The following is a 22,691-nucleotide window of genomic DNA, read 5'->3' as shown; positions in this document are numbered from 1 at the left end:
TTTCCCAGTCGTCGAACATCTGCGCGCGTTTGCGGCGCAGCTTGGCTTCGGTTTTGGCCGATAGATCCAGATTGCCGGCAGGCGATACGTTGATCTGCTTGAGGTTTAATGAGACATCCAGCCGCTCCTCGAAAAAGGCGACCAGTTTGTCCATTTGTTCATACTGAAACAGGTGGTCCACAATGATGTCGTCGGTCTGGCGAATGAATTTGGGCGGATATCCCAATGTGTCCGAGAAGGGCGCAGGCGCGCCTTTGCAGTATTCATCGACAAAGCGGTCGAAGGTGACATCCCTGGTGCTGTTGGCCGCCCCGTCGAGATCGGGGCGCTGGCGGTATCTGTACCAGCTTCCCAGCCAGCTGACCGGTTCGCGCAGCGCACAGACCAGCGACAGATCCTTCAGGCCCGAGACCTCGAAATAGGGGCGCAGACGGAGGTGATATCTATAGGCGGGCGTGTGTTTGAGAATCGGCGGATTGCGCATGACAACATCCGCATGTGGCGCCAGTGCGCCCTCCAATGCGGTGGTTCCGGTCTTTGGGGCGGCCAGAAAGACCAGTTTTTCTTTCGCGAAAACAAGCATTTGGGGCCGTCACTCCTCCCGATCTTTGGTGTAAACTACTCTTTAACCAATCTTGGCGAAAGGTGAGATGTGAACGATTTTAATTGCAATGTTCTCTTTTTGATCTCATAAGAGTGAGAACAAGAGGTGAACGAAGCAATCAATTGCAGCCCCTTGAGGGGCATGGGATAAGGACGCAAATCATGGCAACGGCAGAGCTTTTCAAGATGGCAGACAAGAAGTCTTCGGACAAACAAAAGGCGCTGGATTCAGCGCTGGCCCAGATCGAACGTCAGTTCGGCAAGGGATCCATCATGACGCTGGGCGGCAATGCCGTGCAGGAGATTGAAAGCACATCCACAGGGTCACTTGGCCTTGATATTGCCCTTGGCATTGGCGGCATTCCGAAAGGCCGGATCGTCGAGATTTATGGGCCGGAATCCTCCGGCAAGACCACGCTGACGCTGCATTGCGTCGCTGAAGAGCAGAAAAAGGGCGGCGTCTGTGCCTTTGTGGACGCCGAACACGCGCTTGACCCAGGGTATGCCAAAAAGCTGGGTGTCAATCTGGACGAGTTGCTGATTTCACAGCCCGACACCGGTGAACAGGCGCTTGAGATTGTGGACACGCTGGTGCGGTCCGGTGCGGTGTCGATGATTGTGGTCGACAGCGTCGCCGCTTTGACGCCCAAGTCCGAACTTGAGGGCGACATGGGCGACAGTTCTGTTGGCGTGCATGCACGTCTGATGTCCCAGGCGATGCGCAAGCTGACCGGGTCGATCAACCGCACGAATTGCACGGTTATCTTCATCAACCAGATCCGCATGAAAATTGGCGTCATGTTCGGATCCCCCGAGACGACGACGGGTGGCAACGCGCTGAAATTCTACTCCTCCGTCCGGTTGGATATCCGCCGCATCGGCGCGCTGAAGGACCGTGATGAGGTTGTGGGCAACGCCACCCGCGTCAAGGTCGTCAAGAACAAGGTCGCGCCACCGTTCAAACAGGTGGAGTTCGACATCATGTATGGCGAAGGCATCTCGAAGATGGGGGAACTGCTGGACCTTGTTGTGAAGGCCGGTGTGGTTGAAAAATCAGGGTCGTGGTTCTCATACGGGGATGAACGGATCGGGCAGGGGCGTGAAAACGCCAAGACCTACCTTAAGGAAAACACCAACACCGCGCTGGAGATTGAGGACAAGATCCGCGCGGCCCACGGGTTGGATTTTGATTTCCAGCCCGGTGCGGACGAAAAGGATGACGGCGCGCTTCTGGAAGACTGATCCGCGCTGCGATGTGAGATAAAGGTCGGCCCCCTTGGGGCCGGCTTTTTTGTTTGGTTAGGGGGCGCTGCCACTGTTTCGATTTGGGGGCGCTGCCCCCGCGCGTTCCGCGCTCCCCCGGGATATTTACAAGACAAAGACAAGGGGCGCGCGGCGGCTGTGGACAGTGCGGGACCGCAGGGCTATTTGAGGCGGGACAGTTTGTAAGGACCGACTTCCCATGACCAGCCTCAGCGACATTCGTTCGACGTTTCTTGATTATTTCAAACGGCAGGGGCATGAGGTTGTGGCCTCCAGCCCGCTGGTGCCGCGCAATGATCCGACGTTGATGTTCACCAATTCGGGCATGGTGCAGTTCAAGAACCGCTTTACCGGTGTGGAAAGCGGCGCCTATCAGCGTGCGACCACCAGCCAGAAGTGCGTGCGTGCCGGTGGCAAGCATAATGACCTTGATAACGTGGGCTATACCGCGCGCCATCACACGTTTTTCGAGATGCTGGGGAATTTTTCCTTCGGGGATTATTTCAAGACCGAGGCCATTCCCTTTGCGTGGGAATTGCTGACCAAGGATTTCGGGATTGATAAGTCGAAGCTGCTGACAACGGTCTATCACACCGATGATGAAGCCTTTGAGATGTGGCGCAAGATTGGCGTGCCCGAAGACCGCATCATCCGCATCGCCACGGATGACAATTTCTGGCGGATGGGGCCTACGGGGCCCTGTGGTCCGTGTACGGAAATTTTCTACGATCACGGCGATCACATCTGGGGTGGGCCGCCCGGATCTGCGGATGAAGACGGCGACCGGTTTATTGAGATTTGGAACGTCGTGTTCATGCAGAATGAACAGTTCGAAGACGGCACGATGAAACCCCTTGAGATGCAGTCGATCGACACCGGCATGGGGCTGGAACGGATTGGCGCGCTGTTGCAGGGCGGGCATGACAATTATGAAACGGACCTGTTCAAAGCCCTGATCGAGGCGTCGGCCCATGCCACGTCCACCGATCCGTTCGGGGATCAGAACGTGCATCACCGCGTGATCGCGGACCATTTGCGGTCGACGTCTTTCCTGATCGCAGAAGGCGTGCTGCCGTCGAACGAGGGGCGCGGCTATGTGTTGCGCCGCATCATGCGCCGCGCCATGCGCCATGCGCATTTGCTGGGCGCGCAGGACCCCGTGATGCACCGTCTGGTGCCCGCATTGGTGCGCGAGATGGGCGCGGCCTACCCGGAATTGGGCCAAGGTCAGACCCTGATCGAAGATACACTTTTGAATGAAGAAATCCGGTTCAAGACCACGCTGGACCGTGGCCTCAAACTGCTGGATGACGCGCTGGAGGATGTGGCCGAGGGTGCGGATTTGCCCGGTGAGACGGCGTTCAAGCTCTATGATACCTATGGCTTCCCCCTCGATCTGACGCAGGATGCGCTGCGCGAAAAGGGGCGCGGTGTAGACACCGAAGGTTTCGACGCCGCGATGGAGGCCCAGAAGGCCAAGGCGCGTGCGGCATGGTCCGGCACGGGGGCGGCTGCCGATGCGGCGATCTGGTTTGATCTGGCCGATCAACATGGGCCGACGGAATTCCTTGGCTACGAAACCGAGACGGCTGAGGGGCAGCTTTTGGCGGTGGTCAAGGGCGCGGACGCGGTGGATGCGGCGTCGGTCGGCGATGAGGTCGCTTTGGTTTTCAACCAGTCGCCGTTCTATGCGGAATCCGGTGGTCAGGTGGGCGACACCGGCACCGTCAAGACCGACAGCGGCGTGGCGCAGGTGACCGACACCAAGAAGGTCGCAGGCGTCTTCTTGCACATGGCCAAAGTGACCGAAGGCACGCTGACACGTGGCCAAGGCGCGGAACTGGCGGTCGACCACGGGCGCCGGTCGGACATCCGTGCGAACCATTCGGCCACGCACCTGTTGCACGAAGCCCTGCGTGAGGCTTTGGGCGATCACGTGGCGCAGCGCGGGTCGCTCAATGCGCCGGATCGTTTGCGGTTTGATTTCAGCCACAACGCGGCGGTCAGCCTTGAGGATCTGCGCAAGATCGAAGCACAGGTCAACGCGATGATCCGCCAGAACACGGCTGTGGAAACGCGCATTATGACGCCGGATGATGCCCGTGCGCTTGGTGCGCAGGCGCTGTTCGGGGAAAAGTACGGTGATGAGGTTCGCGTGGTGTCGATGGGCCGTGCGCCCACGGGCAAGGGCGTGAACGGCGACACTTGGTCGTTGGAGCTCTGTGGCGGCACCCATGTGCGCCAGACGGGCGACATTGGTGCTTTTGTGACTTTGGGTGACAGTGCGTCCTCGGCCGGTGTGCGCCGGATCGAGGCGCTGACGGGGCAGGCGGCGCTGGACTATCTGCAAGGGCAGGACCAGACCCTCGCGCAAACGGCGCTGGCGCTGAAAACGCAGGCGGCTGAGGTGCCCGAGCGCGTGAAATCCCTGCTGGAGGAGCGCAAGGCGCTGACCAATGAGGTGGCACAGCTGCGTCGCGAACTGGCGATGGGCGGCGGCAAGGCCGAGGCGGATGCGGCCAAGACCATCAACGGCGTGGCGTTCAAGGCGCAAGTCATGCAGGGCGTCACCGGCAAGGATTTGCCCGGCATGATTGACGAGATGAAATCCGCCATGGGCAGCGGCGCTGTCCTGTTGATTGCCGATGCCGACGGCAAGGTCGCCGTGGCGGCGGGGGTGACCTCGGATCTGACAGACAAGGTCAGTGCTGTTGATCTGGTCAAGGCCGCCGTGGTCGAACTGGGTGGCAAGGGCGGCGGTGGCCGTCCGGATATGGCGCAGGGCGGGGCCAAGGATGCGGCCAACGCCGATGCAGCGATCGCCGCGGCTGAGGCTGTCTTGCAGGGGTGAGCGCCTTTGCAGACATGCTGGCCACCCATGCCGGCGCCGGCCGTGTCGACTGGATCGGCTTGCGCCCCGCGCGGCTGGAGCCTCTGATATCGGTTGAGGCCGCTGAGCTGTTGGAGGACGGGCTGGCCGGAGATCACGCGCGGCCGGGCAAACGGGCGCTGACGTTGATACAGGCAGAGCATCTGCCGGTGATCGCGGCGCTCGCGCGGTTGGACAGCATTGCGCCGGACCAGCTGCGTCGAAACCTTGTGATCAGCGGCATTACCCTCACGGCATTGCGCAATCATCCGGTGCGGATCGGCGGGGCAGTGGTGGAATTTACCACCGTCTGCGCGCCCTGTTCACGGATGGAAAAGGCCTTGGGGCCAGGGAGTTACAACGCCATGCGCGGCCACGGCGGCTGGTGTGCCACGGTTCTGGAACCGGGGCTTATTCGGGTGGGTGATCGCGTAACGCGGGCCGGTTAAAACCTAGTTTTGCCAGCCCGTTCTCGGCCAAAACCCTCTACTGGAGGTTTTCCGAGACGGCTTGGTCCCGACCATTCTGCGCCTGAGACGCCCCACTGGGGCCTCTCCAATACGGCCTTGGGCTCCGCCCGTTCTCGCCTAAAAACCTCCACTGGAGGTTTTCCTAGACGGCTCGAACTCTCTGGTTCTTAAATACCTCGGGGTCTGGGGCAGCGCCCCAGCGGATCGGATGAGCGAAGCTCATCCGATCCACCAATTCACTCAGACCGCGCCATGCGCTTGCGCTCATGGGGGTCCAGATACCGCTTGCGCAGACGCACGGCATTGGGGGTCACTTCGACCAATTCGTCGTTGTCGATATAGGCAATCGCCTCTTCCAGCGACATCTTCACAGGGGTGGTCAGACGCACGGCATCATCGGTGCCCGACGCCCGCACGTTCGTCAGTTTTTTGCCCTTCAGCGGATTCACCTCAAGGTCGTTTTCACGGCTGTGTTCACCGATGATCATGCCCTGATAGACCGCTTCCTGCGCGCCGATGAAGAATTTGCCACGGTCCTCAAGGTTCCAGATGGCGTAGGCCACGGATGTGCCGTTTTCCATGGAAATCAGAACGCCCGCGCGGCGGCCCGGGATCGGGCCCTTGTGGGGGGCCCATTCGTGGAACACACGGTTCATGACGCCTGTGCCGCGCGTGTCGGTCAGGAATTCACCGTGATAGCCGATCAACCCGCGGGAGGGGACATGGGCGATGATGCGGGTCTTGCCACCGTTCTGTTTCATCTCGACCAGATCGCCTTTGCGGGCACCGGTCAGCTTTTCGATCACAGCACCGGAGTATTCGTCATCCACGTCGATGGTGACTTCCTCAACCGGTTCGTGCTTTACGCCGTCGATGTCTTGGAACAGCACCTGCGGGCGGGAAATAGATAGCTCGAACCCCTCGCGGCGCATGTTTTCGATCAAGACACCCATCTGCAATTCGCCGCGACCGGCAACCTCGAACGCCTCACCGCCGGGGGTATCGGTGATCTTGATGGCCACGTTGCTTTCGGCCTCTTTCATCAGACGTTCACGGATGACGCGGGATTGGACCTTTTTGCCGTCACGACCGCCCAGTGGGCTGTCGTTGATGCCGAAGGTCACGGTGATGGTGGGCGGGTCAATGGGCTGCGCGGGCAGGGGATCACTGACGGAGGTGGCGACGATACTGTCGGCCACGGTGGCTTTGGTCATGCCGGCCAGCGTGACAATGTCGCCTGCTTCGGCCTGATCAATGGGCTGCTGGCCCAGACCACGGAAGGCGAGGATTTTGGTGCAGCGGAAGTTTTCGATCAGATCGCCTTCGCGGCTCAGCGCTTTGACGGTTTCGCCCGCCTTCAAGGTGCCGCTTTCAACACGGCCCGTCAGGATGCGGCCAATGAACGGGTCGGAGCCCAGTGTCGTGGCCAGCATACGGAAGGGTTCATCGCGCGCCTCGACCTGTTTGGGGGCGGGAACATGGTCCAGAACCAGATCAAAGAGCGCATCGAGATTTTCGCGTGGCCCGTCCAACTCTGCGTCACACCAGCCCGAGCGACCGGAGGCGTAGAGATGCGGGAAATCAAGCTGTTCTTCGGTCGCATCCAGCGAAGCAAAGAGATCGAAACATTCATCCAGCGCGCGGTCAGGCTCCGCGTCGGGCTTGTCGACCTTGTTAAGGACCACAATGGGCCGCAGGCCCAAGGCCAGCGCCTTGGAGGTCACGAATTTCGTCTGCGGCATGGGGCCTTCGGCGGCGTCCACCAGCAAAACCACGCCGTCGACCATGGACAGGATGCGTTCAACCTCGCCGCCGAAATCGGCGTGGCCGGGGGTGTCGACGATGTTGATGCGGTGGTCTTTCCATTCCACGGACGTCGCCTTGGCGAGGATCGTGATGCCGCGTTCGCGTTCCAGATCGTTGCTGTCCATGGCGCGTTCGGTGGTCGCCTGATTGTCGCGGTAGGTGCCGGATTGTTTGAGCAATTCATCCACGAGCGTGGTTTTGCCGTGGTCAACGTGTGCGATGATCGCGATATTGCGGAGTTCCATGGGTGACGTCCTGATATAAGAGTTGGGCGGGCCATATCGCGCCTTGCTGCAAAAGCAAAGGGGGTGTGATCTGAATGTCCGCTGGGCGGGCTTTATTGTTTTGGGGTTGGGGGCGCTGCCCCCCGGCCTGCGGCCTCCCCCCGGCATATTTGAGAACCAAAGAAGCGGGGTTTGCGAGATGAGTGTGGATGCGCGTCAGTGGGCGGCGGTTTTGCTGAACAGCTGAATGATGACGATGCCCGCGAGGATCAGCGTCATGCCGAGGATCGCGGGCAGATCGAGGGTCTGGCGAAAGACCACCCAGCCAATCAGCGCGATCAGCACGATGCCGGAGCCGGACCAGATGGCATACATGATGCCCACGGGCATGTGTTTGAGGGTCAGGGCCAGCAGATAGAAGGCGGCGGCGTAGCTGATGACCACGATGAGCGACGGCAGCGGTTTGGTGAACTGCTGGCTTGCCGGAAGCGCGGTGGTGCCTATGGTTTCAAAGATCACGGCGACGATCAGGGTGATGAAATGGGTGGGCATGGCGGACCTCAGGTGGCGACGTACCAGTCTTTGCGGTGATTGAAGGTGATGATCAGGTTCACGATGAGCGCGCCCAGCATGGACAGTAAGACCGCTTTGACAGGCAGAACCCAAAAGGCCGCGAGGAAGATGCAGGCGTCAAAGCCCAGTTGCACCAACCCTGCGCGAAAGCCAGTTTTGTCCTGGATGTAAAGGGCCAGAATACCGACCCCGCCCAAGGAAGCCCCGTGTCGAAAGATCGCCAAAAGACCCGCGCCCGTCAAAAGGCCAAAAAGGGCTACGCCAAAGATCGGATCAAGGGTTTTGAAGGTCATCAGGGGCGGGAACAGGATGGAAAATCCTGACACGAGGATCACCGCGATGAAGGTTTTAATCACAAATCGCAGGCCGATGCGTTGCAACCCCAGCCAGTAAAACGGCAGGTTCACCGCGAAAAATACCACAGCAAAACTGGTGTCTGTGGCGTAGCTGATCAAAAGGGCGAGGCCTGCGGTCTGGCCGGTGATCAGGCCCAGATGCGTCAATAGGACAAGCCCCGTAGCGGCCATGGTCGTGCCCGTAAGCAGCCCTTGGATATCTTCCAGAAGGGTGTGGCGCCGTGGCCTGTTTTTGGGTGGTGTTCGGGTGTCGTCGGACATGCCCCCACAGCTAGGCGTTGCGGTGGGGGCTGTCCAGTGCGCTGGGGTCAGGCGAGTGCCTTTTGCAGGTTCTGGTCGATCTTTTCCAAGAACCCTTCGGTGGTCAGCCAGCTTTGATCGGGACCGACCAGCAGGGCGAGGTCCTTTGTCATGTGACCGGATTCCACCGTGTCGACGATCACTTTTTCCAGCGTTTCCGCAAAATGGGTCAGCTTGTCGTTTTCGTCCAGTTTGGCGCGGTGTTTCAGGGCGCCGGTCCAGGCGTAGATGGAGGCGATGGAATTGGTGGAGGTCGCTTCGCCCGCCTGATGCTGGCGGTAATGGCGGGTGACGGTGCCGTGGGCGGCCTCGGCCTCCACAATCTTGCCGTCTGGCGTCATCAGTTGCGAGGTCATCAGGCCCAGTGAGCCGAAGCCCTGCGCCACGGTGTCCGATTGCACGTCGCCGTCGTAGTTTTTGCAGGCCCAGACGAATTTGCCGGACCATTTCATGGCCGAGGCCACCATGTCGTCGATCAGGCGGTGTTCGTACCAGATGCCGGCCTCTTCGAAGGCGTCCTTGAATTCTGCGTCAAAAATGCGCTGGAAGATCAGCATAAACTGGCCGTCGTATTGTTTCAGGATGGTATTCTTGGTGCTTAAATACACCGGCCAGCCGAGGTTCAGGCCGTAGTTGAAGGACGCGCGGGCGAAATCCTCGATGCTTTTGTCGAGGTTGTACATGCCCATGTAGACGCCGGATGACGGGGCGTCGTAGACCTCATGTTCAATGACTTCGCCGTCTTCGCCCACGAATTTCATCGTGAGTTTGCCGGGGCCGGGGAATTTCATGTCGGTGGCTTTGTACTGGTCGCCAAAGGCATGACGCCCGATCACGATCGGGTTGGTCCAGCCCGGCACAAGACGGGGCACGTTTTTACAGATGATCGGCGCGCGGAAGACCACACCGCCCAGGATGTTGCGGATGGTGCCGTTGGGGGATTTCCACATCTTCTTGAGGCCGAATTCCTCAACCCGGCCTTCGTCGGGGGTGATGGTGGCGCATTTGACGGCGCAGCCGACCTCAAGCGTTTTTTCGGCGGCGTCGATGGTGACCTGATCGTCCGTGGCGTCGCGGTTTTCCATGCCGAGGTCGTAATAAAGCAGATCCACGTCCAGATAGGGCAGGATCAGTTTGTCCTTGATGAAGGCCCACATGATGCGGGTCATTTCATCGCCATCCATTTCAACGATTTGTCCGGTGACCTTGATCTTGTCCATGATGAGATTTCCCTTGGCTTGTGCTGGTGTCACGGTCAGCTACCGCGTTCGGCGTGTCAAGGAAAGGGGATGTATGCGATTGTATACGTCTTGGGTCGGGGCCGCTTACCCGACCGGCGTGTTGGCGGCGAACCAGGCGTCGATGTCGGGGCGCAGGGCCTCCCAAAGGGCGGGCGCGCCGCGTTTGACTTTCAGGGCCACGCGGGCCTCGATCTGGTCGCGGGTGACATTGTAGTCGCGCCAGGACCCGCCGCCCGATTGCAGGTTGCAGACCAGCGGCTGCGCGCGGTCGAGGGATTTGGCGAAGACCGCGTCGGGGGTCTGCGCGGCTTCGAATTCGTCCCAGATGGCGCGCAGGGGCGCGGATTGGACGGGTGGCAGCAGGCCGAAAATGCGGTCGGCTGCGGCCTGTTCTTGTGCGGCGACGGCGTCGGCGTCGAAATCCCCGTGGATCGGATTGTCGCCTGCGTCGATTTCCACCAGATCATGGAGGAGCAGCATGTGCAGCACGCGGTCGATGCGTACAGGCTGGGCGCAATGTTCCTGCAAGGTCATGGCCCAGAGCATGATGTGCCAGCTGTGCTCAGCCGAATTTTCACGGCGCGACCCGTCACATAGCGTGGTGCCGCGCAGGACGGATTTCAGGCGGTCGGCCTCCATCACGAAACGCATCCGTGCGGCGAGGGTTTCGGAGACGACGGGCTGGCGGCGGTTGAGGGTGTCATGGGCCAGCGCAAAGACCTCTGGCCAGTCATCCTTGAGGTGCCCGAAGCGGCCCGTGGTCTGGATCTGGTGCAGTACGTCGCGGTCGGTGGGCGTCATGGCCGGGTTCGAGAGCGCCAGAAACATCGGCGCTGCCTTGTCGAGCATTCGGGCATAGGCGGCGTCCGTGCTGGTGCCGTCCTCGAATTCATCCCAGAGGGTGCGGTAGGCCACGGCCTGATCGGCGGGCAGCAGTTTGAACAGACGCGTGGCGGCGGCGGCTTCGGCGGCGGCGATGGCGTCTTCGTCGCGGGGCAGATGGATCGGGTGGTCGCCCGCGTCGATTTCTACCAGATCGTGCAGAAGAAGCATTTGCCACACGCGGGGCAGGTTCGCGCCTTTGGACTGGTCTTCGAAGACCAGCGCCCAAAGGCACAGGTGCCAGCTGTGTTCGGCGGTGTTTTCCAGACGCGAGCCATCGGCCAGCGGATTGGCGCGGGTAACGGATTTGAGTTTGTCAGCCTCGACCAGAAAGGCCAGTTGGTGGGAAATGCGTTGTGCAGGTGTGGGGATGGGCATGGGGGCTTTCAGAGGCGGGATCGCGGGGGGCTGATGTGCGCCTCCGGCGGGAGTTTTTCGGGCCAGATGAAGGGGGGCCACATAACCTAAGGCATCTGGGAGGTGAGGCGGATGGTATCGGGGCGCGGGCCGGTGAGGAAGGCGTCAAAGAACGCAGGGTCGGGGAAGCCGTCCCATGGGTAAAGGCCATGGAGCGCATTGGCCAGCGCTTCGGCGATGGCGGGATCCTGCGGTGTGGTCTGCGCGTCGCTCAGCGGGGCTGTCAGACGCGGGATGGCGTCGTAGCCGGCGATGGGCCAGGGCACATCGGTGGTGTTGATGGTGATGACGGCGATGACATCGGCAGCGCCAAGCGGGGACGGCGTTTGCGCTGGGGTTGCGCGGGTCAGGGTGAGGAACAGGCGTGCGGAGGTGCCTGCAACCTCATCCGCCTGAACGACCGCATGGGTGCCGTCAAGCAGGGGGATGAGAGGCAGATCAGCAGGTTGCATCTAGCCAGCGGTGCCGCCTTGTTGGGCGGCCTTGGCCTCGGCGATCTTTTGGTTCAGGAACCGGCGGCCGGTGCGTTCGGCAAGGCGGATGCGGACCTCGGTCAGGAACGCCTCTTCGAGGGTTTGGGAGGCAGAGCCGATCACCTCGGCCAGTTCCATAAACAAACGGTCTTCGCCGGTGATGTCCTGCACCTCAAGCACGTCATCGGCCATTTTGGAGGCGAGTTTGGTCAGGCTGTCGGACATTAGCGGGTTGTCTCCGTCAGGCGGCGTTTGACGTAGGATTGCACGGAGCCGATCATCGGGTCCATGTGCGGGTCTTCGAAGAAGTGACCTGCGCCTTCGACCTCTTCGTGGGTGATGGTGATGCCTTTTTGTTCGTGCAGTTTGTTGACGAGGTTCACCGTGTCAGCCGGTGGGGCCACGCGGTCGGCGGCGCCATTGATGATCAGGCCAGACGACGGGCAGGGGGCCAGGAAGCTGAAGTCGTACATATTGGCCGGTGGGCTGACCGAGATAAAGCCCGTGATTTCAGGGCGACGCATCAGCAGTTGCATCCCGATCCATGCGCCAAAGCTGAAGCCCGCGACCCAGCAGTGTTTGGAATTGGTGTTCATGGATTGCAGGTAATCGAGGGCGGAGGCGGCATCGGACAGCTCCCCCACGCCCTGATCGTATTCGCCCTGGCTGCGGCCCACGCCGCGGAAGTTGAACCGCAGGACCGTGAAGCCCATGTTATAGAACGCATAATGCAGGTTGTAGACGACCTTGTTGTTCATCGTTCCGCCGAATTGGGGGTGCGGGTGCAGCACGATGGCGATCGGTGCATCACGTTCCTTTTGCGGGTGGTAGCGGCCTTCGAGGCGGCCTTCGGGGCCGGGAAAGATGACTTCGGGCATTTTGGTCCGTTCGTTGGTTTGGCTTGATTGTTGACGGAAACGCTCAGGCACTTTAGAAAGATTCTAATTCGCGTGGGCGGTGGTCTGCCCGTGCGGGTTGTTTTCAAGTAAAGGCGGGAGGGGGCGGCGTCAACGCCTCTGGTCGCCGGACCCGGGGGTTTGGCTATGAAATTAAGCACCAAGGGGCGCTATGCGATGGTGGCTTTGGCCGATATTGCGCTGCAGCCTGCCGACCAGTTGGTGAGCCTTGGGGAGTTGAGCCGCCGGCAAGGCGTTTCGCTGCCCTATCTGGAGCAGTTGTTTGTGAAGCTGCGCCGGGCGGGACTGGTCGAGAGTGTGCGCGGGCCGGGGGGCGGTTACAAGCTGGCGCGGGCGGCGTCGGACATTCGCGTGGTGGAGATTTTGTCCGCCGTGGATGAGACAGTGTCGGCCATGCACACCGGTGCAGGTGCGTCGGGGGCTGTGTCGGGCAGCCGCGCGCAGAGCATGACGAACCGGCTGTGGGAGGGGTTGAGCGCGCATGTCTATGTGTTTTTGCACCAGACACGGTTGTCGGATGTCGTGGGCAATGAATTGGCGCCCTGTCCTGCGGTGCCCAATCTGTTTGAGGTTGTGGACGAATGAGGGGCGGGGGACGCATGAGAGGTCTGGATGATCTTGCGATCAGCGCCTGCGGCGGGCGTGGGAAAGGGGGGCCAGCCCCCCTCGGCCTGCGGCCTTACCCCCCGGAGTTTTCGGATCAGAAGAATGAAGGGTCTGCGGGATTGGGTGTATCGTGAGCCGCGTTTATCTGGATTACAACGCCACGGCGCCTTTGCGGGTGGAGGCGCAGGGCGCGATGGTGGCGGCGATGGATGTGGTGGGCAATCCGTCGTCGGTCCATGGCGAAGGGCGTGCAGCCAAGGCTGTCGTTGAACGTGCCCGTGCGCAGGTGGCGCAGGCTGTGGGGTGCACTGCAGCCGAGGTGGTGTTCACGTCCGGCGCGACGGAAGCGGCATCTTTTTTGCGGTACGTCGCGGGGGGCGTTGAGGTTGATCCGGCGGCCCATGATGCGCTTTGGGTGCATCGGCGCGCGGGCGATGCGCCGCTGCGCGCGGTGGGTGTTGCGTCCGGTGAGACGGGGATCATGGCGGATGTGGCCGGGGCCGATCTGCTGGATGCGACGCAGGTTGTGGGCCGCGTGCCGTTCGCCTTTTCATGGACTGGCGCTGATTTTGCCATTCTGTCGGCCCATAAGTTTGGCGGCCCAAAGGGCGTTGGCGCATTGATTGTCCGTGACGGCGTGGATATTGCAGCCCTTCAGCACGGGGGCGGACAGGAGATGGGGCGCCGGTCGGGGACAGAGAACGTGATCGGGATTGCCGGAATGGGGGCTGCGATTGAAGCCGCCATGGGCGATCTGGAAGCGGGTGTTTGGACCGGCGTGGAAGAACTTAGAAATATTCTAGAAAGTGGGGTTGAGGCTGCCTCAAAGGAGACTATTTTAGTCGGGAAAGAGGTGGCCCGTTTGCCCAACACATCTTGCCTGCTGACACCCGGCTGGAAGGGTGAAACGCAGGTGATGGCCATGGATCTGGCGGGGTTTGCGATTTCGGCCGGATCAGCCTGTTCGAGCGGCAAGGTGAAGGCCAGCCGCGTGTTGATGGGGATGGGGTATAGCGCGGCCGATGCGGCCAGTGCCATTCGGGTGTCTTTAGGCCCCGAGACGACACATGAGGATGTCACACGGTTCGTGGATGTCTGGACAGATAAATTGCAGCGCCACCGGCTTCGGTCGGCATGAGCGCTTAAGCGGGATAGAGCAGGAGAGACCGATGAACGTCGTGGATCAGGTTGAAGTCAAAGAAGGTGTCGAGCAGGAGACCGTGGATGCGGTCAAGAAGCTGGGCGGCGATTACAAGTACGGCTGGAACACCGACATCGAGATGGAGTACGCGCCCAAGGGTCTGACCGAAGACATCGTGCGCCTGATTTCGGAAAAGAACGAAGAGCCTGCGTGGATGTTGGAGTGGCGTCTGGCCGCCTATGCCCGCTGGCTGGAGATGAAAGAGCCTGAATGGGCGATGGTCGATTACCCTGAAATTGATTTTCAGGATCAATATTACTACGCCCGACCCAAGTCGATGGAGGTGAAGCCCAAATCGCTGGATGAAGTCGACCCGAAGCTGTTGGCGACCTACGAAAAACTGGGCATTCCGCTGAAAGAACAAGCCATTCTGGCAGGTGTTGAAGGGGCGGAAAACATGGGCGATGCGCCGCGCAAGGTCGCGGTGGATGCGGTGTTTGATTCCGTCTCTGTGGGCACGACCTTTCAGGATGAATTGAAGAAAGCTGGCGTGATCTTCTGTTCGATCTCAGAGGCGATCAAAGAGCATCCTGAGCTGGTGAAGAAATACCTCGGCTCTGTCGTGCCGGTGCAGGACAATTTCTATGCGACGTTGAATTCGGCGGTCTTTTCGGACGGGTCGTTCGTCTACATCCCCAAGGGCACGAAATGCCCGATGGAGCTGTCCACCTATTTCCGCATCAATGCCGAAAACACCGGCCAGTTTGAACGCACGCTGATCATTGCCGAAGAAGGGTCCTATGTGTCCTACCTTGAGGGCTGCACGGCGCCCCAGCGGGACATCGCACAGCTGCATGCCGCGGTGGTTGAGATTGTCATTCTGGACGATGCCGAGGTGAAATATTCTACCGTTCAAAACTGGTATCCGGGCGATGAGAACGGCAAAGGTGGCATCTATAACTTTGTGACCAAACGGGCCGATTGTCGGGGCGACCGGTCCAAGGTGATGTGGACGCAGGTGGAAACCGGGTCTGCCGTGACGTGGAAGTACCCAAGTTGCATTTTGCGCGGGGACGACAGTCAGGGTGAGTTCTATTCCATCGCCATTGCCAACAACATGCAGCAGGCCGACACGGGCACCAAGATGGTGCATTTGGGCAAGAACACCAAGTCGCGCATTGTGTCCAAGGGCATCAGTGCGGGCAAGGCGCAGAACACCTACCGTGGCCTTGTGTCCATGCACCCCAAAGCCAAGGACAGCCGCAATTACACCCAGTGTGACAGCCTGCTCATTGGCGACAAATGCGGGGCGCATACAGTGCCTTACATCGAGGTGAAGAACAATTCGTCCCGCGTGGAACATGAGGCGACCACATCCAAGGTGGACGACGATCAGCTGTTCTATTGCCGCAGCCGTGGCATGGACGAGGAAGAAGCCGTGGCTTTGGTCGTCAACGGGTTCTGCAAAGACGTGTTGCAGGCGTTGCCGATGGAATTCGCCATGGAAGCGCAGGCACTGGTTGCGATTTCGTTGGAAGGGTCTGTGGGGTAACCGGACCCTCACACGGGGTTTGGGGGGCATTTTCCGGGAACGGGAATGTCCGTCATGGGGTAAAGGCGGCGGATCATGGTCATGAAGACGGCAGACGGGGCGGGGATTTAGGGCGATGGCACGGACCACTGCCGACCGGCTGTCCTTTCTGAAAGACGAACTGGACCCGAAGGATATGAAAATCCTTGATGTGGGGGCGAACCCGATCAATGTGCCGGCCTACCAGCCGCTGATTGACCGGCAGATGTGCCATGTCTGGGGATTTGAACCGAACCCCAAGGCCTTTGCCGATCTGCAAAAGGTGCAAAACGACCGTGCCACCTATTTTCCCCAAGCCATCGGGCCGGAGGGGAAAGGCACGTTCTACGCCCATGAGTTCGCAGTTTTGTCTTCGCTGTTTCCGATCTACCGCCCCACAGCGGATTTTCTGGGTCGCGAACGGTGGTATGAAAAGCAGGTGACCAAGATGGAGATGGACCTTGTCACCATCGACAGTCTGGATGACTTGCCGCGTGTTGACGTGTTGAAGATGGACCTTCAGGGCGGTGAATTGTCGGTGGTGGAAGGTGGGCGCGACAGGTTGTCCGAGGCCATGGTCGTGATCCCCGAGGTGCGGTTTATCCGCATGTATGAGGGGGAGCCTCTTTGGGCGGAGCTGGATCTGGAACTGCGTGCCCAGGGGTTCCAGTTGCATAAATTCCAGACCCAGAAGGCGCTGCCGGTCAAACATTCCCAGTGGCGCAAGCTGGACCGCAAGGCGGTTGGATCACAGCTGCTGGATGGCGATGCTGTCTATATTCGCAACATCGAGGACATTTCGATCGTGACCTCCCATCAGCTGAAACAGCTGGCGATTGCGGCGACGGTGATGTTCGACAGCTTTGATCTGGCGCTGCATTGTCTGGACGAGCTGGCGCGGCGTGGTGATGCGGCAGGCGACGTGGCCGAACGGTTCGTCCCCTTGTTGCCCGCGCAGATGATGAAGGCGACGGCATGACTGTGACGGCCCCGACCCCAACCATGCGTTACCAATCGCCCCTGCGGCTGTTCTGGTATCGCAAGGAGGCCAATTTCGGCGATGGAATATCTGCCGAAATCGTCTCGCATGTGTCGGGGCGTGACGTGAGATGGTCCGGTCATGCCAGCTGCGAGATGTATGCGCTTGGCAGTTTGATGCGGTCGGTTGCAACCCATCAGATTGCGCCGCGCGAAACGGGCCGCAAGCCTTTTATCTGGGGAACGGGCACGATGACCGGCCTGAAGGATCTGTCGTTCCTGAACCATGTGCGCGTGGCGCTGTTGCGCGGCCCGATCACAGCGGCATTGTTACAGCGTGAGGACAGGGTTTTTGGCGACACGGGGCTGTTGATCGCGGATGCCGCAGGCGAGGCCCCGCGCCGCGACGATATTGTGGGGCTGGTTCCGCATATGCATTACGCCGATGATCCGCGTTTGCGCAAAATTGCCGCCGACAATCCGCGTATCAAGCTGATTGATGTGCGCGACGAGGTCCCCATGCGTGTGGTGCGCGAAATTGCGTCGTGTTCCCACATTATCAGCCAGTCCCTGCACGGGCTGGTGACCGCAGATGCCTTTGGCATTCCGAACACGTGGCTGGACCCTATGGGCATCCACGCGGCGGCGACGCTGAAATTTTACGACTACGCCGCCGGAATTGGCCGTGCATTGCAGCCCCCGATCACCGCCGCAGAAATCGAGGCGACGGCCAATGCCGCACCGACAGGTGATCTGCCCTATGTGGAGGGGATTTTGCAGGCGAAAGAGGCACTTTATGCCAGTTTTCCTAGGGGTTTGGTGCAGGAGGAGACCGCATGATGCCGTTTGATCCGCCATTGCCGACCCTGAAAATCCTTCGTTTGCGCCGTGCTCACGCCGCGGGTATGCCATATTTCAGCCCTACGTCACCGCTAATCGTTAACGCGAGTGACAAAGGGAACGGTGACAATGGCTGTCAGCACGACCACATTTGCCGAACGCATGAAGCGGATCGAAAGCGGGAAGACCACGTCCTGGACCGTTCCGGGCGAGGGGTTGGCGACGCACAAGGACGAACGCAGCTTTCTGTCCAAGGCGGGCGTGAAAATGCGCACCAAATCCACACAGAAGAAAGTGGGCATTTTGCTGTATCTTCTGGCGCTGGTGTCCGGTGCGATCAGCGTGATTGTGGCCCGTTGGCTGGACTTCAAATTTCTGGACGACGCGATGGCCTTTGCCGCCGGCAAGGGCGTCGATCTGGCATCTATGTTGACCGGTGTACCAACGGCGCTTGGGCTGGCCATCGTTCTAAGCTTGCTGGCGATGATGGTGCTGGGCCTTCGCAAATCCGCGATCCACGTACAGACCGCCGGATTTATGGGCGCGTTCCTGTTCGAGGCGGATCTCGTGGCGCTTGCACCCGAGGTCTACGCGATGTTCTACCCGCCCACATGGGTGGCCGATATGATGGCCAGCGCGACGCTGGTCACCTAACCAACCTGACACATGAAAACCTGATGCAGAGGGCCGCGGCAACGCGCGCCCTCCGTTCGCTATTGGAAAGGGCATAATATGCTGGAAATCAAAGACTTGCGCGTTGAACTTGAAGAAGAGGACAAGAAAATCCTCAAGGGTGTGGACCTGACGGTCGAGCCGGGCAAAGTCCACGCGATCATGGGTCCCAACGGGTCCGGGAAATCCACGCTGTCCTACGTCCTGTCCGGCAAGGAGGGCTATGAAGTCACGGGGGGCACCGCCACGCTGGATGGCGTTGACCTGCTGGACATGGAAGCCGAAGAACGCGCCGCCGCTGGCCTGTTCTTGGCGTTTCAATACCCTGTCGAAATCCCCGGTGTGGGCAACATGACCTTCCTGCGCACGGCTGTGAACGCCCAGCGCAAGGCACGCGGTGAGGAGGAGATGTCTGCCGGAGAATTCCTCAAGGTCGTGCGCGCCAAAGCGAAGACGTTGAAGATCGACGCGGATATGCTCAAACGCCCTGTGAACGTGGGCTTTTCGGGCGGTGAGAAAAAGCGCAACGAAATCCTGCAGATGGCGATGCTGGAACCAAAGATGTGCATCCTGGATGAAACGGATTCCGGTCTGGACGTGGATGCGATGAAACTGGTGGCCGAAGGGGTGAATGCCCTGCGCGATGAGGGTCGCGGGTTTCTGGTGATCACCCACTATCAACGTCTGCTGGACCACATCAAACCGGACGTCGTGCACATCATGGCCGATGGCCGCATCGTGAAAACCGGCGGGCCTGAGCTGGCTTTGGAAGTTGAAAACAACGGATATGCCGACATTCTGGCGGAGGTGGCGTAATGGCCCAACCTGCGATCAAAATGGACGCCACCGAAGAGAGGTTGGCGGCCCTGACCCTGCCGGACAGCGCCCCTTGGGCGGCCGAGGCGCGCAGCGCGGCCCTGTCGCGCGTGCGCACGATGGGTCTGCCCCATGCCCGTGACGAATATTGGAAATACACCAAACCTGCGTCTTTGGTGCAGGTCGAGGCCCCGAAAGCTGCGCTTTTTCACAACGACGAGGGCCCGCTTTGGGATGATCTGGACCGTGTAAAGGTCGTCTTTGTGGATGGTGAATTTGACGCCGCCGCGTCCGATGATCTGGCCGTCGAAGGGTTGGAGATTGAACGTCTGTCAGATGCGGCGTCCAAGGACATTCATTGGGCCAAGGACCTTTACGGCGCGCTTGAGGGGGCCAGCCACACCCACACCGACCGCCCCCTTGCGGCGCTGAACACCGCCTTCGCCACGGACGGTCTGGTGATCCGCGTGACGGGGAAGGTCAGCAAACCGGTGAACCTGATTTACCTCCATAATTCCGAAGACTCCGACGCGATCCTCCACCATGTGGTGAAGATCGAAGAGGGGGCGGAGATGACGTTGCTGGAAACCGGCCCCGGTGCGGCACGGTTCAACACCGTGCTTGAGGTTGATGTGGCCGACAGTGCCGCGTTCCACCACGTGCGCGTGCAGGGTCGTGATCACGAACGCCGTGCGGTCACCGGTGTGTTCACCCGTCTGGGCACGACATCGGCCTTCAAGTCCTTTACGCTGACCATGAACGGTGTGCTGACGCGCAACGAATGCGTGATTGAGCTGACGGGCGATGACGCGCAGGCCCATGTGGCCGGTGCCTGTGTGGGCGATGGCAAGGATTTCCACCACGATGACACCGTATTCATCACCCATGACGCGGTGAACTGTGAAAGCCGTCAGGTGTTCAAAAAGGTGCTGCGCAACGGCGCGACTGGGGTGTTTCAGGGCAAGATCCTTGTAAAGGAAGACGCCCAGAAAACCGATGGCTACCAGATCAGCCAATCGCTGCTCTTGGACGAAGACAGCCAGTTCCTCGCCAAGCCGGAACTTGAAATCTACGCCGATGATGTCGCCTGTTCGCACGGGTCCACATCCGGTGCGATTGATGATGAGGCGCTGTATTACCTGCGGTCACGCGGGGTGCCTTTGGCGCAGGCGACGGACCTTCTGGTTCTGGCGTTTCTGGCCGAAGCCTTGGAAGAAATCGCGGATGAAACCCTGGCCGAGGCGATCTACGAACGTCTTGAAGGCTGGCTGGGTCGGCGGGCCAGCTGATGCCGGTCAGTCGCGATATCGCGCGGACCTATCGGGGTCCGCGCACAGTGGTCCGCGAATTGCTGTCCATGGGCCCGCGTGAAGACCGCGCGATTGCGTGGCTGATGATTGGCTGTTTTCTGGTGTTCCTGTCGCGGCTGCCCGCGTTGCAGCGTGCCGCGATTGAAACGGGCAGCGATTTTCAGCGTGACGTGATCTATGCGTTCTTTGCGATGATGATGATCGCGCCGCTGATGTTTTATGCCATCGCCTTTGTGTTCTTTCTGATCACCAAACTGGCGCGATCTGCAGCGACACCTTACGGCGCGCGGCTGGCGATCTTTTGGGGGTGGCTGTCTGCCGCACCGCTCGCGCTGTTTTACGGGCTACTTGTTGGGTTCAACGGATTGGATCATCCGGGCACCACCCTGGTGGGGGCGCTGTGGTTTATCGTGCTGATCTGGTTCTGGCTTTCGGGGCTGTTTGAAATGTCGAAAGAGGACTGATGGATTTTTCTTGGGCCCAGGTTTGGGACATGACCAAGCTGTTTGTGCGCGATCCGGCCGAGGCGTCGCGCCGCGTGCTGGGCATGGGATGGCCGGTCAATGTGTCGGTGATCATGATCGTGCTGGCGGGGATCATCTCCGGCGTGATGTGGGCCGTGGATCAGGCGCTGTTCGGGGCGGCCCCGCAGCCGATGTTGCTGCCGGATGGGCGTGAAGTCATGGTCGCACCCGCGACGCCACTGACCGTCGGCGTGTTTTCGGCCATCATCGGGGTGGTCTTTTCCTATCTGATCTATTGGGTCGGCGTGCGGTCCGGCGGGCGCGGCAGCCTGCCCGGGGTGATGGCCGTCATGGCGGCCTTGCAGATCGCGCTGACGGTTTTGGGGGTGATTTCAGGGTTCCTCGGGATCGCGCTGCCGCTGTTGGGGTTTGGTCTGGCTCTGGCGCTGATCTACGTGTCCATGCGCGGCTATGCCCACGCGGTGCAGCAGGCCCACGGGTTTGACACCATGGGCCGGTCGGTGATGGTCATGATCGCGGCCTTGTTCTTGGCGGTGTTCGTGCTGCTGATCCTGTCCATGTTCCTTTTGCCGGTCCTGATGCCGGAGATGCTGGTTGAGGTTGAAAATGCCCTTTGATGTGAACGCCGTCCGCGCCGATTTTCCGATCCTGTCGCGTGAGGTGAACGGCAAGCCGCTGGTCTACCTCGACAATGGGGCGTCCGCGCAAAAGCCGCAGGTGGTGATTGACGCGATCACCAAGGCCTATGCGGAGGAATACGCCAATGTGCATCGGGGCCTCCATTACCTGAGCAATCTGGCGACAGAGAAGTATGAAGGCGTGCGCGGGATCATCGCGCGGTTTCTGGGGGCAGGGGATGAGGATTCTATCGTCCTGACCTCTGGCACGACGGAAGGCATCAATCTGGTGGCCTACGGCTGGGCGATGGAGAACCTGACGGCGGGGGATGAAATTGTCCTCAGCGTGATGGAACACCACGCCAATATCGTGCCGTGGCATTTTCTGCGCGAACGGATGGGCGTGAAGCTGGTCTGGGTCGATGTGGACGTGAATGGTGATCTGGATCCAACTGCGGTGATGGATGCCTGCACGGACCGCACCAAACTGATTGCGGTCACCCATATGTCCAACGTGTTGGGTACGGTGGTGGATGTGAAATCCATCTGTGCGGCGGCACGCGCCAAGGGGATCGCGACGATGATCGACGGGTCACAGGCGTCTGTGCATATGCCAGTGAACGTCGAAGACATCGGCTGTGATTTCTATCCGATCACGGGGCATAAGCTTTACGGCCCCTCGGGGTCCGGTGCGATCTATATTCACCCCGACCGGATGGCCGAAATGCGCCCGTTCATCGGTGGCGGTGATATGATCCGTGAGGTCCACAAGGACACCGTCATCTACAACGACCCGCCCATGAAATTTGAGGCCGGAACCCCAGGCATTGTCCAGACCATCGGTCTGGGCGTCGCGTTGGACTATATGATGGGCCTTGGCATGGACAACATCGCCGCCCATGAACGCGGCCTGCGCGATTATGCGCGCGACCGGCTGGACGGGTTGAACTGGCTCAACGTGCAGGGGCAGTCGGCCAGCAAGGGGGCGATCTTTTCGTTCACGCTGGACGGGGCCGCCCATGCCCATGACATTTCCACCGTCTTGGACAAGAAAGGCGTGGCGGTGCGCGCAGGCCAGCATTGCTGCAACCCGCTGATGGATCACATGGGGATCACGGCGTCCTGCCGCGCGTCATTCGGGATGTACAACACCACGGACGAGGTCGATGCCTTGGTCGACGCGCTTGAGCTGTGTCATAAGCTCTTTGCGTGATATTCATTGATAATTAAGGCCTTTGGCGCTATATAAGGGGCATGACAAT

23 protein-coding genes are annotated in these 22,691 nt (G+C 60.2%); 14 read left to right on the top strand and 9 right to left on the bottom strand.

Annotated elements, in window-relative coordinates; genetic code table 11:
• Positions 1 to 583, bottom strand: a 583-nt coding sequence (locus QZ653_RS08210) for a gamma-glutamyl kinase (RefSeq protein WP_296419359.1), incomplete at its 3' end; no start/stop codon positions are given.
• 182 nt (positions 584 to 765) lie between these two features.
• Between QZ653_RS08210 and recA the strand changes: the two genes are divergently transcribed.
• The 3 genes from recA to QZ653_RS08195 all read left to right on the top strand — a co-directional run bounded on the left by recA (position 766) and on the right by QZ653_RS08195 (position 5,184).
• Positions 766 to 1,845 carry a recombinase RecA gene (gene recA / locus QZ653_RS08205; protein ID WP_296419357.1) on the top strand — a complete coding sequence of 360 codons (1,080 nt, stop codon included), beginning with the start codon at positions 766 to 768 and terminating at the stop codon, positions 1,843 to 1,845.
• A 220-nt stretch (positions 1,846 to 2,065) separates the two neighbouring features.
• Complete coding sequence (gene alaS / locus QZ653_RS08200) at positions 2,066 to 4,717, top strand: alanine--tRNA ligase (protein WP_296419355.1); 2,652 nt, start codon at positions 2,066 to 2,068, stop codon at positions 4,715 to 4,717.
• A 14-nt stretch (positions 4,718 to 4,731) separates the two neighbouring features.
• Complete coding sequence (locus QZ653_RS08195) at positions 4,732 to 5,184, top strand: MOSC domain-containing protein (RefSeq protein ID WP_296419364.1); 453 nt, start codon at positions 4,732 to 4,734, stop codon at positions 5,182 to 5,184.
• A gap of 257 nt (positions 5,185 to 5,441) precedes the next feature.
• Here QZ653_RS08195 and typA read toward each other — a convergent pair whose 3' ends face one another.
• The 8 genes from typA to QZ653_RS08155 form a co-directional block, all read right to left on the bottom strand.
• Complete coding sequence (gene typA, locus QZ653_RS08190; protein ID WP_296419352.1) at positions 5,442 to 7,256, bottom strand: translational GTPase TypA; 1,815 nt, start codon at positions 7,254 to 7,256, stop codon at positions 5,442 to 5,444.
• Between the two features lie 195 nt (positions 7,257 to 7,451).
• A complete protein-coding gene (locus QZ653_RS08185; protein WP_296419349.1) occupies positions 7,452 to 7,787 on the bottom strand; it encodes a DMT family transporter in 336 nt (111 codons plus the stop codon).
• 8 nt (positions 7,788 to 7,795) lie between these two features.
• Positions 7,796 to 8,425, bottom strand: coding sequence for a YitT family protein (locus QZ653_RS08180; protein ID WP_296419345.1), 630 nt, complete (start codon positions 8,423 to 8,425; stop codon positions 7,796 to 7,798).
• 47 nt (positions 8,426 to 8,472) lie between these two features.
• Complete coding sequence (locus tag QZ653_RS08175; RefSeq protein WP_296419342.1) at positions 8,473 to 9,684, bottom strand: NADP-dependent isocitrate dehydrogenase; 1,212 nt, start codon at positions 9,682 to 9,684, stop codon at positions 8,473 to 8,475.
• 105 nt (positions 9,685 to 9,789) lie between these two features.
• Positions 9,790 to 10,965, bottom strand: a complete 1,176-nt coding sequence (locus tag QZ653_RS08170) for an HD domain-containing protein (RefSeq protein ID WP_296419341.1) — start codon at positions 10,963 to 10,965, stop codon at positions 9,790 to 9,792.
• A gap of 86 nt (positions 10,966 to 11,051) precedes the next feature.
• Complete coding sequence (locus tag QZ653_RS08165; RefSeq protein ID WP_296419339.1) at positions 11,052 to 11,456, bottom strand: hypothetical protein; 405 nt, start codon at positions 11,454 to 11,456, stop codon at positions 11,052 to 11,054.
• Positions 11,457 to 11,702: a hypothetical protein gene (locus QZ653_RS08160; protein WP_296419338.1), complete on the bottom strand. Its 246-nt coding sequence runs from the start codon at positions 11,700 to 11,702 to the stop codon at positions 11,457 to 11,459.
• The gene (locus tag QZ653_RS08155; protein ID WP_296419336.1) at positions 11,702 to 12,355 is read right to left on the bottom strand and encodes an alpha/beta hydrolase; all 654 of its coding nucleotides are present in this window, start codon (positions 12,353 to 12,355) and stop codon (positions 11,702 to 11,704) included. The genes QZ653_RS08160 and QZ653_RS08155 overlap by 1 nt, the downstream gene beginning before the upstream one ends.
• A 165-nt stretch (positions 12,356 to 12,520) precedes the next feature.
• Here QZ653_RS08155 and QZ653_RS08150 point away from each other — a divergent pair, with 165 nt between their 5' ends.
• The 11 genes from QZ653_RS08150 (at position 12,521) to QZ653_RS08100 (ending at position 22,642) form a co-directional block, all read left to right on the top strand.
• Positions 12,521 to 12,979 (top strand): Rrf2 family transcriptional regulator, encoded by a 459-nt coding sequence (locus QZ653_RS08150; RefSeq protein WP_296419334.1) that lies wholly within the window; start codon positions 12,521 to 12,523, stop codon positions 12,977 to 12,979.
• 151 nt (positions 12,980 to 13,130) lie between these two features.
• Positions 13,131 to 14,138 carry a cysteine desulfurase family protein gene (locus QZ653_RS08145; RefSeq protein WP_296419333.1) on the top strand — a complete coding sequence of 336 codons (1,008 nt, stop codon included), beginning with the start codon at positions 13,131 to 13,133 and terminating at the stop codon, positions 14,136 to 14,138.
• Between the two features lie 31 nt (positions 14,139 to 14,169).
• Positions 14,170 to 15,693, top strand: coding sequence for a Fe-S cluster assembly protein SufB (gene sufB / locus QZ653_RS08140; RefSeq protein WP_296419332.1), 1,524 nt, complete (start codon positions 14,170 to 14,172; stop codon positions 15,691 to 15,693).
• Positions 15,694 to 15,808: 115 nt separating this feature from the next.
• Entirely contained in the window at positions 15,809 to 16,690 is an 882-nt protein-coding gene (locus QZ653_RS08135) for an FkbM family methyltransferase (protein WP_296419330.1), read from the top strand.
• Positions 16,687 to 17,529 carry a polysaccharide pyruvyl transferase family protein gene (locus QZ653_RS08130; RefSeq protein ID WP_296419328.1) on the top strand — a complete coding sequence of 281 codons (843 nt, stop codon included), beginning with the start codon at positions 16,687 to 16,689 and terminating at the stop codon, positions 17,527 to 17,529. The genes QZ653_RS08135 and QZ653_RS08130 overlap by 4 nt, the downstream gene beginning before the upstream one ends.
• A 129-nt stretch (positions 17,530 to 17,658) precedes the next feature.
• Positions 17,659 to 18,183 carry a hypothetical protein gene (locus tag QZ653_RS08125; RefSeq protein WP_296419327.1) on the top strand — a complete coding sequence of 175 codons (525 nt, stop codon included), beginning with the start codon at positions 17,659 to 17,661 and terminating at the stop codon, positions 18,181 to 18,183.
• 78 nt (positions 18,184 to 18,261) lie between these two features.
• Entirely contained in the window at positions 18,262 to 19,017 is a 756-nt protein-coding gene (sufC, locus tag QZ653_RS08120; protein WP_296419324.1) for a Fe-S cluster assembly ATPase SufC, read from the top strand.
• On the top strand, positions 19,017 to 20,306 hold the full coding sequence (gene sufD / locus QZ653_RS08115) for a Fe-S cluster assembly protein SufD (protein WP_296419322.1): 1,290 nt from the start codon (positions 19,017 to 19,019) through the stop codon (positions 20,304 to 20,306). Before sufC ends, sufD begins: the two co-directional genes overlap by 1 nt.
• Complete coding sequence (locus tag QZ653_RS08110; protein WP_296419320.1) at positions 20,306 to 20,791, top strand: hypothetical protein; 486 nt, start codon at positions 20,306 to 20,308, stop codon at positions 20,789 to 20,791. The genes sufD and QZ653_RS08110 overlap by 1 nt, the downstream gene beginning before the upstream one ends.
• 29 nt (positions 20,792 to 20,820) lie before the next feature.
• The gene (locus QZ653_RS08105; RefSeq protein ID WP_296419318.1) at positions 20,821 to 21,429 is read left to right on the top strand and encodes a YIP1 family protein; all 609 of its coding nucleotides are present in this window, start codon (positions 20,821 to 20,823) and stop codon (positions 21,427 to 21,429) included.
• On the top strand, positions 21,419 to 22,642 hold the full coding sequence (locus tag QZ653_RS08100; RefSeq protein WP_296419316.1) for a cysteine desulfurase: 1,224 nt from the start codon (positions 21,419 to 21,421) through the stop codon (positions 22,640 to 22,642). Before QZ653_RS08105 ends, QZ653_RS08100 begins: the two co-directional genes overlap by 11 nt.
• Positions 22,643 to 22,691 lie beyond the last annotated feature (49 nt).

Origin of the sequence: Pseudooctadecabacter sp. (assembly GCF_020627745.1) — a bacterium.
Classification (GTDB): Bacteria; Pseudomonadota; Alphaproteobacteria; order Rhodobacterales; family Rhodobacteraceae; genus Octadecabacter.
This window is presented reverse-complemented; position numbering and strand designations above follow the sequence as displayed.